A 13,719-nucleotide genomic window follows, 5' to 3' on the forward strand; every position below is an offset into this window, starting at 1 on the left:
CCGATCGCAAGCGCGACCGCGGCCGCGACCAGGCCGCGCCAGCAACGCCCGGCGCGAGCAGACAACGTGCGGGGAACTGCGGTCGGGGCTGGCATCGGCGATGTCCTGAAAGACTGCGTTCTAACAGCTGGAAGTACCGCAAACAACTGAGGTTTCAGCGCTTGTGCACGGCCGGCTGGATTGCCGGCTGGGTTGAACGTCCGTATCCTTGCCGGTAAGGAACCAGCCAACGACAACAGAACCGGCAAACAAGGCGGAAACGCGAATGTCATCCTCCCGCACCATTTCGGCGAACGGCATCGACATGTTCGTGTGCGAGGCCGGGCAAGGCCCGCTGGTCGTGCTCTGCCATGGCTGGCCGGAACTGTCGTACTCGTGGCGGCACCAGATCGCTGCATTGGCCGCGGCCGGCTTCCGGGTCGTCGCTCCCGACATGCGCGGTTTCGGCCGGACCAGTGCACCGGCCGAAGTCGGCGCCTACACCATCTTCGATACCGTCGGCGACATGGTTGCGCTGGTGGCCGCGCTCGGCGAGAAGGCGATGATTGTCGGTCACGATTGGGGTGCGCCGGTCGCCTGGCATGCGGCCCTGTTCCGCCCCGATATCTTCACCAAGGTCGCCGGCCTCAGCGTGCCGCCGCCGTTCCGCGGCCGCGGCCGTCCGCTGGAGACCCTGCGCGAGAGCGGCATTACCAACTTCTATTGGCAATACTTCCAACCGCCCGGCGTGGCTGAAGCCGAGTTCGAGCGCGACGTCGCTCACACGATGCGGCTGGTGCTCGGGCGCGGCGTCTCCGATCCGAGCTCGATGTTCGTCGACGAGGCCAAGGGCTTCCTCGGCAAGCTGCCGACTGGCATGCCGCTGCCGGCCTGGATCACCGAGGCTGACATCGCCGAGTTCGCCGAAGGCTACCGGCAGTCCGGCTTCCGCGGCGGCCTGAACTGGTACCGCAATCTCGACCGCAATTGGGAGCTGACGGCGCCCTGGCAGGACGCCCAGATCCATCAGCCGTCGCTGTTCATCGCCGGCTCGAACGATTCGGTGATTACCGGGCTGATCGGCGCCAAGCGGGTTGCGGACATGGAACGCGTGCTGCCGAACCTCAAGCAGAAGCTGATCATCGAGGGCGCCGGCCACTGGATCCAGCAGGAGCGCCCCGATGAGGTCAACGCAGCGCTGATCGCGTTTCTGAAATGATCAGGCCAAAGGCTTGATTCGCAACGGCCCGATTCGCAATGGCTTGGTTTAGTAGAGCCCGCGCCCGCTGAGGACTTCGGCGGGGCCGCGCGCGTCGATCGGCACATAGGCCGCCGCCGGGCTCGGGGTTGCGGCGTAGCGCGGATCGCCCTCGTAGGAGACTTCGCGCTGATTGTTGGCGACGCGACGGTGCGACCGGCTTGAGGCCGACATTTCGGACGTCGCATTGGCCGAGGCGTAGTCGGCCTGGGTGTTGCCGAGGCTGTAGGGCCGCCCTTCGGGGAGCGGGACATCGCCACGGACCCGGCCCGACGAGGACGACATCTCCGGGATGAACGGCCGGGCCGAGGCGACACGGACCATCGACGGCGACGGCGCCGGCGTGCCAGTGCGCAAGGTCGCCATCAGCTGGCGGTCGTCGGAGCCTTCGAGCGGTGCCCGGCCGACATATTCGACGCGGACGCGGGCGACGCCATTGCCTTTGAAATCAAGCAGTTCGGCGGCTTTGTTGGAGACGTCTATGAGGCGGTTGCCGTGATACGGGCCGCGGTCATTGACGCGCACGACGAGCGATCGGCCGTTGCTCAGATTGGTGACCCGCGCGTAGCTCGGCATCGGCAAGGTCGGATGGGCGGCCGTCAGCGAGCCCATGTCGAACACCTCACCATTGGCGGTCAGGCGGCCGTGGAAATCATCGCCGTACCAGGACGCCATGCCCTCGGCGCGATAGTTCTCGTTCTCTTCCGGCACATAGGTGCGGCCGGCGACGACATAGGGCTTGCCGATCCGGTAGGTGCCGCCGCCCTTCGGCACGGGATCGCCGAGCGCCACCACGCGTGGGCTGGACGACACGCCGTATTTCGGATCGACACGGCTGGCGAACTTGTTGGAGGAGGCGCAATTGGCGAGGACGAGGCACGTCGCCACCGCAACGGCGCCGCGCGCCGTCCGGATCATCGAATCTGGCCGTCTAATCCCCATCTGCCCCAAGTACCATTCTGCCGGACCCGCGCCTACTCCGAGGCGTCGGGGTCGAATTTGTCACCGTGCGGCCCACCTCCGCACCGGATGGTGAAGATATCGCAACCGGAACACGGCGGAAATGGGGAGAGCCGCCGGGCGGTGGCGTCTTGGTGAATGGTCTGTTGCGCCTCCTCCGTCATTCTACTGGCCCCGGCCCGCGCAAAGCGCCCTCGCCTGTCCCGCGATCAGACACACTGTTGCAGCAAGTCATCAGTCGGGGGGCATCTTGGATTCCAACAATTGAATCTTTTTGACTGTGCAAGGCTGCAATCGTTTTCTCTCCCGCGTGGGGCGCAAAGGAAGTTTGCGATGATCGAGACGGTTACAGCGGTGATGGGCCTGGTGAGTGCGGCGATCTTCTTGGCGCATGCCGTGGAAGGCTATCGGTACCGGGCCTGACGGTCCGTCAAAGGCGGAAAGACGCGTCACCTCTTTCCAGGAGTGAAAGTTCGGAAAGCTTTAATCAATTCGGATGAGCATCGGTTGAAGGCAGGTGTGTCATGCGTAATCACGATTTGGTCTCCGACGGATTTCTAACCCTGACCGCAGCAAGCCTCGTGCTGCTGTGCTCTAGCCTTCTGGCGTTCGCTTTCGGCTGAACGTCGTCCTCGAGGCGCGCGCAAGGGCCGCGCCTCCCCTCAGGCCGCCAACCTGCCTCTCAGGCAAACAAATGGCCGGCCGCACCTGCCGCATGAACCAGCAAAAGGCCGACCGCACATCCAGCAGATGCGTGCTGGTGACGAGATGAGCAACCTCGTGAGAGAAGGAACATCGGCGCTGCTCATCAGCACCGACGGCCGTTTGCTGATGCAGCTGCGCGATGATCTTCCGCACGTCTCCGATCCCGGCAAGATCAGCCTGTTTGGCGGCCGGCGCGAAGGGACCGAGTCATTCCTGGAGTGCGTGGTTCGCGAAATCCATGAGGAGATCGGCTACTATCTGCCGCCGGAGCGCTTCGAGCTGATCGGCAAATACTCCGGAACAGACCATTTGACGCCAAACGGCACCCTGCACGGCGAGGTGTTCCTTGTGCGAGACGTGCCGATCGATCAGTTGACGGTGACCGAAGGGCGTCTTGAGATTGTCGCCATGGACGAGCTTGAACGCGTCAGCGGCAGGCTGGCGCGTCCGGCGGAATATGCGCTCGAAATATTCCTGAAGCGCGAACCGATCAGCTGAGCGACGATACCAGCTCGCGGACGCGATCATCGAGCATCGCGAGCGCGACCGAAGGATGTGCCACGTCGATATCGTCGACGTGCCAATAGGTCACCCTGTCGGCGACCTCCGGGAACCGGCGCTCGATCAGCGGACGGTGCTCGGTCTCCTTGAGCGCGATCACCAGGTCGACGTCGGTGAAGTCGGCCAATACGCATGGCTGCGGATAGCGGGTTGCGCCCTCCGGGGCGATGCCCCCTGCGCGGAGACGATCGTCGGCGAAAACCGACATCGGCCCGACATTGTCGGGCGAGCCGCGCTCGGCAGCTCCCCTGGAGAATGCGCGCCACGCCAGCTGTCGGGCTCTTGCGAGATGGTTGAATAGCTCTTCTGCATATCGGCTTCGGTAGTAGTTGCCGGTGCACAGGAACAGGACACGCTTCATGGGTGTGATGATGGCCAATGGCCGCCGTCGCGGTCAACGGCATTGCGCGCATGAATGCCTTGCGGCGCTCGGCCCGAAGCCGGCGTCAAATCCCATGGGCCCCGTGTATTGGACAAATGGCCCCGCGGGCACGGGCTCTTGGCGGCTCGTATCACCCGCACATTTGGCGGAAGGTGTGTCCTGTCAACTCTGCAGCGGTGCGGCCGGCGCTGTGCACGTCACAGCGAACTGGCACGACATGACGAGCCATGCGGTGCCGTTCACAAGAAACTGGAAAACATAATTGCCCGCAAAAATACGGCTGTTCCGGTGGGCGGAGAAGTTGCAATTGACGGCGCATACGTGTCCGATGGGCGGACGGCCTGGAACGCACGGACGAGCCAGGGGATATTTGTTTAATCGATTTTGGAGAATTGTTTTATGGCGACTTATTACGGCGGCGACGGCAACGACAACTATATCGATTCCACAAGCGCAGCAATGTATGGCGGCGGCGGCAATGACACTCTCAACGCGGACTACGATGGCGCGACGTATCTTGACGGCGGACAAGGCGACGACAGGCTTGCGGAATATTACGGTGGCACGTCTCCTCAATCGACGATGTACGGCGGTAGCGGCAACGACGTTTTGGCGGGTAACCCAAACATCGCCGCTCAAGACGTTCAGTATGGAGGTACGGGCGATGATTATATTGTCGCTCCCGCTTTCACGCCGTTGACTTGGACCGCGGGAGAAATCAGTGGAGACGAAGGCAGAGATGCCCTCTACGGCGGTTGGGGCGCCGATTTAATCTACGGCGGAGAGGGAGACGACTCAGGATCGAACATCACGGTTGCTGGAGGTGGAAGCGTTAGCCCGGGTCTTTATGGCGGCGGCGGAAACGACACCCTGTACGGAGGGACAGGCAACGATCTGTTGTTCGGAGGTGCCGGCAACGATTGGCTCTATGGCGGCGACGGCAATGACTCGATCTACGGAGACGCGGGCAACGACACGATATTCGGCGATAGCGGTGTCGATCTATTGGAGGGTGGCGACGGCAACGACTGGATTGTGGTGGCCAGCGACCTCTCTACTTCGGTTGGAGGAGCCAATGTCTACGGCGGCGCCGGCGATGATATAATCGAGTTCTACAACCGCGCCAGCTACACCGTCGCAAACGGTGACGATGGCAACGACGTAATTCTCAATCTCGGCCCAGCGGGCAACTCGTATGAATATGGCGGCAATGGCGACGATACGCTGTTCGGTGGTCTCGGTGTCGACGTCCTCCTTGGGGGCGCAGGTAACGACTTTTTCGACGGCGGCAAAGGCGTGAACTACTTTTTTGGTGGCGGTGGCCGGGATGTTTTCGAGACGGAGGACGTGCCCAGTGTTGCAGTTGTTCAAGACTGGAATTCAGCTACCGATGCCGTAGAGCTGTTTAAGACAGGATTGCACTCGTTTGCGGATGTGTTGTCGCACTCTTACCAAAATGGCGCGTACTTCGTCGTACAGATCGACGATGACACAGCAGTTTGGCTTAACGGGGCTACGGCTAGCACGCTCACCGCATCGAACTTCGCGATCGTGGGTTAGACGAAAAGACGCCGGGACTCGAAGGGCGAGTCCCGGCGTTTGAATACGGCGATTTCGAAAGATGCCCATCACCCGAAAGCCGCTCGAGATCCCGCCGAAGGTCGCCCGCCAGTTCGCCGCGGACATGCAGGCCTATCACGCCGAGCGCGACGATATCCGACGCGATCGGACCGCGGTCGGCAACAGGCACATGCTGCTCGAGCACATGCAGGGCTTGAAGCTTGCCAGCCCTATGTTCCTCCGCTCAAACCGTCCTCCGAACCTGGGGGCCCTGGCTACGGTCTGCGCCCTGATCATGAGGAACGGCGGCGAACGAGAGAATACAGTGCGCCGACGAAAGCGCTGATTCTACTGGGGATTCCGAACAGTGGAGAACAACGGAGTACGCTGTACTGGCGGAAGGGGTGGGATTCGAACCCACGGTACCCTTGCGGGCACGCCGGTTTTCAAGACCGGTGCCTTAAACCACTCGGCCACCCTTCCGGATCAATCGGATCAGGCCCTTAGCGTAGGGCGCCGCCGAACGCAACGCGAACTTGGCGAACGAGCCAGTCAGCTCCGGCCTCCGCGTTGTCGGTTCCGGCGCCTGAGTGATGCCCCTCACGGTATTGGCCGACGGAAAGCTTCACGATGCACGTCATGGGAGACCAAACGGTCTCTTCTCAACCAGGAGGGAATGCCATGGCCTGCGGAATGCGAGAGACAATCACGGTGAGTTACTGGGGCGTGTGCTGGAAGTGGGGCTTCATCCCCTACCCCTGCAAGAAGACGAAAACGGAAGTGAAGTACCAATATGACTTCCGTCCCTGGCGCACCAGGTTCAGCTGGTCGCCCTTCCGGCGCAGTTACGAGGGCTGCTGCAACGGCGCGCTGTTCGGATGGTCGTACTGGACCTGGTCACCGTTCGGCACCGGCAACGGTCCCTGGATCGATCAGACCTTAACGTATTTCTCCGACTCGCAGATTGGTTCGACTGGCCCCTGTCCGTTCAAGAGCACGTCCAGTCAGCCTGCGAAACTGTCGGAGGCGGCCGCCGGCTCGATTGTGCCGGCTGCAACCGGCGAAGAGCTCTACGAGGACCATGGCTGTCCCTGTGTTTAGGAGCATCTCGGTTCGTTACGAACCGCTTCGCCTGTTGATCAGCGCTTGCAGCCCGGCTGGCGGACGCCGGCCGGGCATCTTTCCAACGGCTGCCGATCGGCGCGCAGCAGGGATAACGGGCACGCCTAGAACTTGCGTCCGGAGGCTTCCATCTTTCTGCATTCCCCGCTGACGGTAAGGGATCTCCCCTCCGACCTCAGGGTTTTGTTGGCCCTGCCTGACTGTCGGGAAACCGTGATCGACAGCGAAGCTACGTGGTCCTTTCCATCGACAACAATGTTTGCCGTGCCGTCGAAGGAAAAGGAATCCTCGTCCACTCTCCAACCTCGCGCCGTGTCGATGTAGTACTGCAGGGTCGACGCGGCCATGTTCCAATCATCTGTTGAAGCTGCCGGAAAATCGCACTCCAATGCTGCGACCACAGCTTGCGCGTGGCCTTCCAGGGTCAATGCTCCCAGGGCCAGAAGTGATAGAAATCCATTGCGTATGACCTGCACCTGAAACTCCTCGAAGCAATGATCGCGTATCAAATAACATGCTCGATTTTACCCCATTCTCCTCACCTGAAATTCCCGTGGTTCTACGGCCATCCTCTCATGCCCAACCGCTTCGGTGAAGTGTCCCAGCATACCTTTCACGATCACGCCGCGGTACGCGAGTTCATGATTCGCGCGGCACTCGCCGACGCGACAGCCCCGATCGTCGTGCTTGGTGACAGCATCACTGAAATGGCCCCGCTGCCACGGCCTGGCGCGAAGCTGCCCGACGGCATCCACTTCACCGCTGCCGCCTAGCAGGCATGGGTACCGGCACTCGAGGCGGCGATCTCGGCGGAATGCACCATGTGATCCGGGGACGGACCGCCTTGTACAATTCGCCCGGTCTATTCAAACCGGGCCTCGAGTGCTGGCCACGCCGGCGCGCCCTCACGCCGATCGCTGGGCATTTTGGACCATTCATGGCATCTTCATCGCCATTCAGTTGGGCATGGCCCCTGCGCCGCTCGGGCGGTGGACGGCCATGTCGGATACCCGGATCGCATTACGGCTATCTCTTGTTTGGCGCTCGCTGGGGCAGCGTGAAGCGAAATTTATACTCGGATGAATAATTGAGGTGATCGGATGGATCAAAGTCACGAGGAGAAGCCGGGTATTGGTCCGGGAAGTGCAGCCCCGTGGTTTTCACAACAGACGCTCTCGGTGCCGAATTATACTTTTTCGACTGCAGCGGGCCGCTATCTCGCCCTCTGTTTCCTTGGCAGCGCGGGCGACGATCCGGCACGCGAATTGATCCAGCAGGTTCTGGACGCGGCTGACGTTTTCAACGGCAAGCACGCGGCCTTCTATGGCGTGACGGTCGATCAAAGGGACAAGGCCGAACAGAAGTTATCCGAGAGAGACGGAGTACGGTACTTTCTGGATTTCGACGGCAAGATCAGTCGTCTCTACGGGGCAATCTCTCAGGCCCAAGCCAACCAATCCCGCTACACGCGAATGTGGGTACTGATCGATCCAACGCTGCGCGTGATCGGCCTGCTTCCGCTTGCGCGAACGTCTTGGCTGATATCGCACCTGCGTTCTCTGCCGCCACCAGATCGCTTCTCCGGAATACGATTGCAGGCGCCGATCCTCTATCTGCCAAATGTTTTCGAGCCGAGCTTCTGCAAGCAGCTAATCGATCTTTATGAGGCAAACGGCGGCGAAATGTCCGGCGTCATGCGTGAGATCGACGGGAAGACGGTCGGGGTGACGGACCTTCGGTTCAAGGCACGGAGAGATTTTCTTCTGGAAGATGCCGACCTGAAGCGGCAGGTCGACCAGAGAATCGATCGGGCGATCGTCCCTGAGATCGCCAAGGTTCACCAATTCAAGGCCACTCACATCGAACGATACATGGTCGGTTGCTACGACGCCGCCGACAAGGCGCACTTTGCGCCCCATCGTGATAACACCACCAAGGGAACGGCCCACCGTCGCTTTGCCGTTTCAATCAATCTTAACGAGGATTTTGAGGGAGGCGAAATCGGCTTCCCCGAATACGGACCTCAATCATTCAAGCCGCCCACAGGATGCGCCGTGGTCTTCTCTTGCTCATTGCTGCACGCCGTGAGCCTGGTCACGCGCGGAAGGCGCTATGCCTTTCTGCCTTTCCTCTACGACGAAGCGGCCGCGGAGATCCGCGATCGGAACCGGAGCTTCATTGCAAAAACCGAACCGTGAACAGTCACGCTGTCGGTGGATGGCCGATTGGCCTTCCATCGACGTCAGCAGCCGCGGCAGATGGTCTTGAGCTTTGCGTTCAGTTTTGCGTTCTCATCGGCAAGCATCTCGACAACGCTTCGCTTCTTGGACGGCGTTTCAGAAGAGCCCGATGACGCAGTCTTGTCTTTCTCCAAACCGTTGCCTGCGATCGATGCGGCCTTGTCGTAACAGGACAGTCGATCGCTGGCGTTCGAAATGGCCGAGCATCCGGACGTTTGAGCGGCCGCGCCCTGGCAAATGATGACAAGAAATGCAGCGAATGGAACAATCCTCATCTGAAACTCCGTCGAGTAAATCTGCTGCGGGACTGCGCTACGGCATTGTTGAGCTAGCCCATAAGGCGTCTATAGCATTTTTCACAGGCCTGGCGATCAACCGTCTGCTGGCTGACGCAACCGACTGAGGTTCATTTGCCGCGCTTTCACGCGCCCCCGCCGATCGGACAACGTCACGTCTGCCGGATGAACTGCGCGATCAGGCCAGCGATATCCTGCGGCGCATCCTCGAAGCAGTAATGCCCGACGCCGGCCAGGCGCTTCACCGGCGCCGCCGGGAAGATCGCGGAAAACAGCGGCAGGAAGTGCTCTGCGCGCAGCGTGCGGTCCGCCTCCCCCCAGATCGCGAGCGCGGGCTTGCTGCGGATCACGCGGTCGGCAGCGGCATCGGGCGCCGCGAAGACATGCGCACCGGTCGCAAAGCCCTTGGCCCATCCGATCGCACCGAGGCAGTCGGCCGGACGCGCGAACGGCGTGCCGTAGGCCGCGAGCCACGCGTCGGTGATGACCGAATTATTCTCGAAACCATTGAGCTTCAGCGTGCTCAGGATGTTGAAGCCGAGCTGTCCCAGAACCGGCTCGATCTCGCCGTTCGCCTCGGCGTTGGCGATCCATTGAAACCAGGGCGAGACTTGCGCATTGGCCGTGACGCGCTCGAACAGATCGCTTTGTCCGAACGGCGTCGGCCCGTTGGCCGAGATGATGCGGCGGATCCGATCCGGATGGCGGGCCGCAAACCCCATGCCGACGGGGCCGCCGAAATCATGCATGACCAGGGTGATGTCGGTGAGGTCGAGCGCGCCAACCAGCGTCTCGAGATTGTCGACGTGATCCTGCAGCCAGTAGCTGCGCTGTGCCGGCGTCGCGCTCTTGCCGAAGCCCATGTGATCCGGAACGACCACGCGGTGCGTCGCGCTCAGGACCGGTACGAGGTGGCGGAACAGATAGCCCCAGGTCGGTTCGCCGTGCAGGCAGAGCACCACCTCGGCGTCCCGCGGGCCTTCATCGAGATAGTGCATCTGGAAGCCTGGGGCCGCGCTGAAATGCGGTGCGAACGGAAAGGTGCCCTCGAAGGTGGCATCGGCTCGGATCATGGCAGGCCTCATGGTTTTAATTTGAAACCATCGTATAGCGCTTGAGGTTTTAGTTTGCAACCGATATATCGGACGCACGGTCGGATGGTCCCTGAGGCCAGGACACACCGCCGATCCACCCAGGAAATGAGGAGCGTCGGCGAATCGCGATGGCCAAGAGAGTGAGCCACAGGGACTCGATATGCGGCGTGGCCCGGCCGCTGGATGCGATCGGCGACTGGTGGTCGCTGTTGATCGTGCGCGATGCGTTCGACGGGCTGCGCCGGTTCGGCGAATTCCAGAAGAGCCTCGGGCTTGCCAAGAACATCCTCTCGGCCCGGCTCCGCAACCTTCTGGCGCACGGCATCATGGAGACGGTGCCTGCAGCCGACGGCAGCCCCTATCAGGAGTATGTGCTGACCGAAAAAGGACGCGGGCTGTTCCCGCTCCTTGTCGCACTCCGGCAGTGGGGCGAGGATTTCTTCTTCGAACCCGACGAAGCGCATGTGCTACTGGTCGACCGAAAGAATGGCCTGCCCGTGCGACGGCTCGAGCTGCGCGCGCAGGATGGACGCGTTGTTGGTGTGGAAGACACGATGGTGCGGCTGCCATCGGCATCAGCTGAGTGAACCATCAGCGCGCCGCGCGCATCGTCATCAGCAACCGGATGTTAACCGTCCTTGCCGCAGCATCCGCGCGTGGAGGTTCGACCAATGCAGACATTCCGGATTTCGCTGAGCGATGGGGAGCGGAAATTCCACACGGTGATTCAGGCGCCGGACCCCGCCTCCGCACGCATCAAGGCGGCTTACTTCTTCGACATATCGAAGTGGCGGATCTTGAGCGTGTCGCTGAGTGGAGCCAGTGCCGCGGCGGCCTAGCCGCTGCGCGCGCTACGCCATCCGGTCGAGTTCGGTCGCGGCAAGCTTTGCAATCTGCAGGTCGATTTCGGCGAGCGGATCGTGGTCGCCCAGAAACCACGCGGCCGACAGACCGGTCCAGGCGACAATCCATGACAGCAGGCGCCGGCGATCCAGCCGTGCCGCTTCCGCGACGATGTCGAGCCGCTCCGCAAAGCGTCCGGGCTCGGTTGCGACCGGCCGTGTCGGATCCGCAAGATCCGGATTGGTGAAGATGTTGGCGAAGTCGAAGCCGCGCTCGCCGACGAGATGCTTCGGGTCGATCGCGAGCCAGCCGCGCGCGCCGAAGTCGAGCACGTTGTCATGGTGCAGGTCGCCATGCAGCACCACGGTCTCGCGCTGATCGCCCAACAGAGTTTTGGCGATTTCAGCCGACCGGTTCAGGATGCCGCCGTGTGCCCGGGCCGCGGGCCATAACTCGCGAAACCAGTGCGTGAGCGGCGTCAACTCGGGCCGCGGTTTCGCGCGCGCGGCGTGCAGGCGATCCGCCGTTGCACAGAGGATCCCGCAGGCGTCGTCGTCCCGGCCGGTTCGCGCCATCTCGCTCAGCGAAGCCGGCCCCATCGCCCGTTCGAGCAGCAGCGCGTCGCCGTCACGGGCAAGCACGCGCGCCGCGCCGTCTCCGTCCCACCATTCCATGACGACAGCGCCGAGCCGCTCGTCCGGCTCGTGCGAGAGCTTGAGCATGGCCGGCTCGCCGTGCCGCCGCACCGGCAGCAAGTGCGCGGCGTGCGTCACAATCGGTTCGCCGTCGGGAATGAGTCTCCAGGACGAGAGATAGCGGGCGAACATGTGGGCGGACCGACCGGCGATGAAAAGCGAGACTTGTGGTTCTAATCATTGCTACCGCGCGCTGCCACGCTGGTTCCCTGCGGCGCTTCGTGGCAGGGCCGCGCGAACCAGTTCCCTCTCGTCCTGCCCATGTTGGCTGATGACAGCCCCCACCCTTCTCGCGCTACAATGTCGCAGCCGGTGTGACGGAGGATGTGGCGATGCCGCGAAAGGGAATTACCGGACACGACGAATGGGTGGTCACGGAGGCCCTGGCCACGGCGCTGGTCGCGCTTGAACAGCTGCCGTCGAAGCATCAGCCGCGCGCGCATATGGAGGATGTCCGGAAGATCCTGACCGCGAGGTGTGAGGCCGGCGCCGTGACGCTGCACCTGGCGCAGGCCAAGTGCCGGTTGTTTCCGGATACCGATCCGCTGACGATCTATGAGGATTACGGCCTCAAGGACGGCTTGGGATAGCGGCCCGGCGGCTAGTCGTGGCTGACGCGCCAGATGGTGCCGTTGCCGTCCTCGGAGACCAAAAGTGCACCGTCGCGTGCCACCGTCACGCCGACCGGGCGGCCCCAGACCTCATTGTCGCCGATGACAAAGCCGGTGACGAAATCCTCGTATTCGCCGGTCGGCACACCATCCTTCAGCCTGATGCGAATGACCTTGTAGCCGGTGCGCTTCGAGCGATTCCATGAACCGTGTTCGGCGGCGAACGCATCGCCGCGATACTCGGGCGGAAAGCTGCTGCCGGTGTAGAAGGTCAGGCCGAGCGAGGCCGAGTGCGCCTGCAACAGCACGTCGGGAACCGTCACCTTGTCCTTCAGGTCTGGCCGTGCGCCGGCATGCGCGGGGTCCTCGTTGGCACCGATGTAGTACCAGGGCCAGCCGTAGAACGCGCCTTCGCGGATCCGCGTCACATAGTCGGGCACGAGGTTGTCGCCGCGGCCGTCGCGCTCGTTGGTTGAACACCATGGCGTGCCGCTGCCGGGCTGGATCGCGAGCCCCACGCAATTGCGGATCCCGGTGGCGAACAGCTTCTGGTTCTTGCCGTCGGGATCGAAGGCGAGCACGGCGGCGCGATCGGTCTCGGCGCCCCAGGCTGCGCCGAGTGCGTGGTCGCGGCTCCAGGCCTCGATGCCTTCGGGAGGCTTGCCCAGCCCCTCGCCGGCGTTGCCGGCGGAGCCGACCGACACCAGCATGCGCTTGCCGTCAGGCGTGAACACGATGTCGCGCGTCGAGTGGCCGTAGCCGTGAGGAAGATTGGCGACAATGGTCTCGGGCTTTCCGGACGCCTTGAGATCGCCGTTGCGGTAGGCAAAGCGCACCACGCCGTCGGTATTGGCGACGTAGAGCCATTGCGGATTGTCGCCGTTCGGAAAAAACGCGATACCGAACGGCCGGTTCAGGCCGGATGCGTAGACCTCATTGGTCGCGGGCTTGCTGGCACCATTGTCGCTGCGCAGGACGCGGATGCGGCCGGAGCCGGTCTCCACGACGAAGATGTCGCCATTGGGCGCCGTCCGGATGATGCGTGGGCCGCTGAGCCCGCTCGCAAACAGCTCGACCTTGAACCCCGCCGGCACCTGCGGCACCGCCGATGCCGGTCGCTGCACGACGCGCGACGAATTGCTGCTGGAGGCCGTTGCCCCTGGCCTCGGCAAATCCTGCGGCGTGATCAGGCGCACCGTGCCCGGTTTGTCGCGCTGCCAGTCGCCGAACGCCTCGGCGCCCTTCAGCACCGGTTCAGCGCCCGCCCGCGCGATGCCGATCGCTGCGAGGATGATGACCGACAGACCCGCGCCGGCAAACTTTGTCTTACGCATATGCTCCTCGCGTGAGATCCATTCAGTCAGCCAATTGATAGCGCGCTTCAACCGCAATCTGCGTTCACAATGTCGTCTG

The 13,719-nt window shown here is 62.6% G+C and carries 17 protein-coding genes and 1 tRNA gene; 10 read left to right on the forward strand and 8 right to left on the reverse strand.

Annotated elements, in window-relative coordinates; all coding sequences use genetic code 11:
- Positions 1-265 precede the first annotated feature (265 nt).
- Positions 266-1,198: an alpha/beta fold hydrolase gene (locus BRSPCE3_RS09240; protein ID WP_244065481.1), complete on the forward strand. Its 933-nt coding sequence runs from the start codon at positions 266-268 to the stop codon at positions 1,196-1,198.
- 48 nt (positions 1,199-1,246) lie between these two features.
- Here the strand turns inward: BRSPCE3_RS09240 and BRSPCE3_RS09245 are convergent, their stop codons facing one another.
- Complete coding sequence (locus BRSPCE3_RS09245) at positions 1,247-2,179, reverse strand: septal ring lytic transglycosylase RlpA family protein (protein WP_375709878.1); 933 nt, start codon at positions 2,177-2,179, stop codon at positions 1,247-1,249.
- Positions 2,180-2,965: 786 nt separating this feature from the next.
- Between BRSPCE3_RS09245 and BRSPCE3_RS09250 the strand changes: the two genes are divergently transcribed.
- Positions 2,966-3,400, forward strand: coding sequence for an NUDIX domain-containing protein (locus BRSPCE3_RS09250; RefSeq protein ID WP_244065483.1), 435 nt, complete (start codon positions 2,966-2,968; stop codon positions 3,398-3,400).
- Here BRSPCE3_RS09250 and BRSPCE3_RS09255 read toward each other — a convergent pair.
- On the reverse strand, positions 3,393-3,824 hold the full coding sequence (locus BRSPCE3_RS09255) for a low molecular weight phosphatase family protein (protein WP_244065484.1): 432 nt from the start codon (positions 3,822-3,824) through the stop codon (positions 3,393-3,395). The genes BRSPCE3_RS09250 and BRSPCE3_RS09255 overlap by 8 nt on opposite strands.
- A 420-nt stretch (positions 3,825-4,244) precedes the next feature.
- On the opposite strand from BRSPCE3_RS09255, the gene BRSPCE3_RS09260 reads away from it, so the two are divergent.
- Positions 4,245-5,405, forward strand: coding sequence for a calcium-binding protein (locus BRSPCE3_RS09260; protein ID WP_244065485.1), 1,161 nt, complete (start codon positions 4,245-4,247; stop codon positions 5,403-5,405).
- Between the two features lie 61 nt (positions 5,406-5,466).
- A complete protein-coding gene (locus tag BRSPCE3_RS09265; protein WP_244065486.1) occupies positions 5,467-5,751 on the forward strand; it encodes a hypothetical protein in 285 nt (94 codons plus the stop codon).
- A 47-nt stretch (positions 5,752-5,798) separates the two neighbouring features.
- Here the strand turns inward: BRSPCE3_RS09265 and BRSPCE3_RS09270 are convergent.
- A tRNA-Ser gene (locus tag BRSPCE3_RS09270) sits at positions 5,799-5,888 on the reverse strand.
- Between the two features lie 198 nt (positions 5,889-6,086).
- On the opposite strand from BRSPCE3_RS09270, the gene BRSPCE3_RS09275 reads away from it, so the two are divergent.
- Positions 6,087-6,506, forward strand: a complete 420-nt coding sequence (locus BRSPCE3_RS09275) for a hypothetical protein (protein ID WP_244065487.1) — start codon at positions 6,087-6,089, stop codon at positions 6,504-6,506.
- A gap of 125 nt (positions 6,507-6,631) precedes the next feature.
- On the opposite strand, the gene BRSPCE3_RS09280 is transcribed toward BRSPCE3_RS09275, so the two are convergent.
- The gene (locus BRSPCE3_RS09280) at positions 6,632-7,003 is read right to left on the reverse strand and encodes a hypothetical protein (RefSeq protein WP_244065488.1); all 372 of its coding nucleotides are present in this window, start codon (positions 7,001-7,003) and stop codon (positions 6,632-6,634) included.
- 99 nt (positions 7,004-7,102) lie between these two features.
- Here BRSPCE3_RS09280 and BRSPCE3_RS09285 point away from each other — a divergent pair, with 99 nt between their 5' ends.
- Together BRSPCE3_RS09285 and BRSPCE3_RS09290 are read left to right on the forward strand one after the other, a co-directional pair.
- Positions 7,103-7,300, forward strand: a complete 198-nt coding sequence (locus BRSPCE3_RS09285) for a hypothetical protein (RefSeq protein ID WP_244065489.1) — start codon at positions 7,103-7,105, stop codon at positions 7,298-7,300.
- Positions 7,301-7,627: 327 nt separating this feature from the next.
- Positions 7,628-8,725 carry a 2OG-Fe(II) oxygenase gene (locus tag BRSPCE3_RS09290; protein WP_244065490.1) on the forward strand — a complete coding sequence of 366 codons (1,098 nt, stop codon included), beginning with the start codon at positions 7,628-7,630 and terminating at the stop codon, positions 8,723-8,725.
- 44 nt (positions 8,726-8,769) lie between these two features.
- Here BRSPCE3_RS09290 and BRSPCE3_RS09295 read toward each other — a convergent pair whose 3' ends face one another.
- A complete protein-coding gene (locus BRSPCE3_RS09295; RefSeq protein WP_244065491.1) occupies positions 8,770-9,042 on the reverse strand; it encodes a hypothetical protein in 273 nt (90 codons plus the stop codon).
- A 173-nt stretch (positions 9,043-9,215) separates the two neighbouring features.
- Positions 9,216-10,136, reverse strand: a complete 921-nt coding sequence (locus BRSPCE3_RS09300; protein WP_244065492.1) for an alpha/beta fold hydrolase — start codon at positions 10,134-10,136, stop codon at positions 9,216-9,218.
- A gap of 149 nt (positions 10,137-10,285) precedes the next feature.
- Between BRSPCE3_RS09300 and BRSPCE3_RS09305 the strand changes: the two genes are divergently transcribed.
- Positions 10,286-10,744 carry a helix-turn-helix domain-containing protein gene (locus BRSPCE3_RS09305; RefSeq protein WP_244065493.1) on the forward strand — a complete coding sequence of 153 codons (459 nt, stop codon included), beginning with the start codon at positions 10,286-10,288 and terminating at the stop codon, positions 10,742-10,744.
- 84 nt (positions 10,745-10,828) lie between these two features.
- Entirely contained in the window at positions 10,829-10,996 is a 168-nt protein-coding gene (locus BRSPCE3_RS09310) for a hypothetical protein (protein ID WP_244065494.1), read from the forward strand.
- Positions 10,997-11,008: 12 nt separating this feature from the next.
- Here the strand turns inward: BRSPCE3_RS09310 and BRSPCE3_RS09315 are convergent, their stop codons facing one another.
- Positions 11,009-11,827: an aminoglycoside phosphotransferase family protein gene (locus BRSPCE3_RS09315; RefSeq protein WP_244065495.1), complete on the reverse strand. Its 819-nt coding sequence runs from the start codon at positions 11,825-11,827 to the stop codon at positions 11,009-11,011.
- Between the two features lie 200 nt (positions 11,828-12,027).
- Between BRSPCE3_RS09315 and BRSPCE3_RS09320 the strand changes: the two genes are divergently transcribed.
- Entirely contained in the window at positions 12,028-12,285 is a 258-nt protein-coding gene (locus BRSPCE3_RS09320; protein WP_163153833.1) for a hypothetical protein, read from the forward strand.
- An 11-nt stretch (positions 12,286-12,296) separates the two neighbouring features.
- On the opposite strand, the gene BRSPCE3_RS09325 is transcribed toward BRSPCE3_RS09320, so the two are convergent.
- Entirely contained in the window at positions 12,297-13,640 is a 1,344-nt protein-coding gene (locus BRSPCE3_RS09325) for a sorbosone dehydrogenase family protein (RefSeq protein ID WP_244065496.1), read from the reverse strand.
- Positions 13,641-13,719: the final 79 nt, after the last annotated feature.

It is taken from the genome of Bradyrhizobium sp. Ce-3 (genome assembly GCF_022835695.1).
Classification (GTDB): domain Bacteria; phylum Pseudomonadota; class Alphaproteobacteria; order Rhizobiales; family Xanthobacteraceae; genus Bradyrhizobium.

Excerpts from the sequence above, each read along its gene's own strand:
- BRSPCE3_RS09240 (WP_244065481.1), top strand. The coding sequence starts at position 266 with ATGTCATCCTCCCGCACCATTTCGGCGAACGGCATCGACATGTTCGTG.
- BRSPCE3_RS09245 (WP_375709878.1), bottom strand. The coding sequence starts at position 2,179 with ATGGGGATTAGACGGCCAGATTCGATGATCCGGACGGCGCGCGGCGCC.
- BRSPCE3_RS09250 (WP_244065483.1), top strand. The coding sequence starts at position 2,966 with ATGAGCAACCTCGTGAGAGAAGGAACATCGGCGCTGCTCATCAGCACC.
- BRSPCE3_RS09255 (WP_244065484.1), bottom strand. The coding sequence starts at position 3,824 with ATGAAGCGTGTCCTGTTCCTGTGCACCGGCAACTACTACCGAAGCCGA.
- BRSPCE3_RS09260 (WP_244065485.1), top strand. The coding sequence starts at position 4,245 with ATGGCGACTTATTACGGCGGCGACGGCAACGACAACTATATCGATTCC.
- BRSPCE3_RS09265 (WP_244065486.1), top strand. The coding sequence starts at position 5,467 with ATGCCCATCACCCGAAAGCCGCTCGAGATCCCGCCGAAGGTCGCCCGC.
- BRSPCE3_RS09275 (WP_244065487.1), top strand. The coding sequence starts at position 6,087 with ATGGCCTGCGGAATGCGAGAGACAATCACGGTGAGTTACTGGGGCGTG.
- BRSPCE3_RS09285 (WP_244065489.1), top strand. The coding sequence starts at position 7,103 with ATGCCCAACCGCTTCGGTGAAGTGTCCCAGCATACCTTTCACGATCAC.
- BRSPCE3_RS09290 (WP_244065490.1), top strand. The coding sequence starts at position 7,628 with ATGGATCAAAGTCACGAGGAGAAGCCGGGTATTGGTCCGGGAAGTGCA.
- BRSPCE3_RS09295 (WP_244065491.1), bottom strand. The coding sequence starts at position 9,042 with ATGAGGATTGTTCCATTCGCTGCATTTCTTGTCATCATTTGCCAGGGC.
- BRSPCE3_RS09300 (WP_244065492.1), bottom strand. The coding sequence starts at position 10,136 with ATGATCCGAGCCGATGCCACCTTCGAGGGCACCTTTCCGTTCGCACCG.
- BRSPCE3_RS09305 (WP_244065493.1), top strand. The coding sequence starts at position 10,286 with ATGGCCAAGAGAGTGAGCCACAGGGACTCGATATGCGGCGTGGCCCGG.
- BRSPCE3_RS09310 (WP_244065494.1), top strand. The coding sequence starts at position 10,829 with ATGCAGACATTCCGGATTTCGCTGAGCGATGGGGAGCGGAAATTCCAC.
- BRSPCE3_RS09315 (WP_244065495.1), bottom strand. The coding sequence starts at position 11,827 with ATGTTCGCCCGCTATCTCTCGTCCTGGAGACTCATTCCCGACGGCGAA.
- BRSPCE3_RS09320 (WP_163153833.1), top strand. The coding sequence starts at position 12,028 with ATGCCGCGAAAGGGAATTACCGGACACGACGAATGGGTGGTCACGGAG.
- BRSPCE3_RS09325 (WP_244065496.1), bottom strand. The coding sequence starts at position 13,640 with ATGCGTAAGACAAAGTTTGCCGGCGCGGGTCTGTCGGTCATCATCCTC.